Source organism: Gilliamella sp. Occ3-1 (assembly GCF_001690655.1).
In the GTDB taxonomy this organism is placed as follows: domain Bacteria; phylum Pseudomonadota; class Gammaproteobacteria; order Enterobacterales; family Orbaceae; genus Gilliamella; species Gilliamella apicola_P.
In genome coordinates, this window is sequence record NZ_LZHQ01000010.1 from 1 (window position 1) to 331 (window position 331).

General features: G+C 49.2%; 1 protein-coding gene. It reads left to right on the top strand.

What is annotated here, in order from left to right; all coding sequences use genetic code 11:
- A partial coding sequence (locus A9G43_RS03245; RefSeq protein WP_176700506.1) for a 4Fe-4S dicluster domain-containing protein occupies nt 1-331 on the top strand: 331 nt, incomplete at both ends.

Genomic DNA, 331 nt, shown 5'->3' on the forward strand with positions numbered 1-331 from the left:
CGCAAAAGTGGTGCCGCCTGAAGCGATGGAAAACGCCCCTGCCAGCCTGCATTCGCTGGATGTGAAATCGCGTGATATGCGCGGGCAGAAATATGTCTTGCAGGTGGCACCGGAAGATTGCACCGGTTGTAACCTGTGCGTCGAAGTTTGCCCGGCGAAAGACCGTCAGAATCCAGAGATTAAAGCCATCAATATGATGTCTCGCCTGGAACATGTCGAAGAAGAGAAAATCAATTACGATTTCTTCCTCAACCTGCCAGAAATCGACCGTAGCAAACTGGAACGTATTGATATTCGTACATCGCAGCTGATTACACCGCTGTTTGAATAT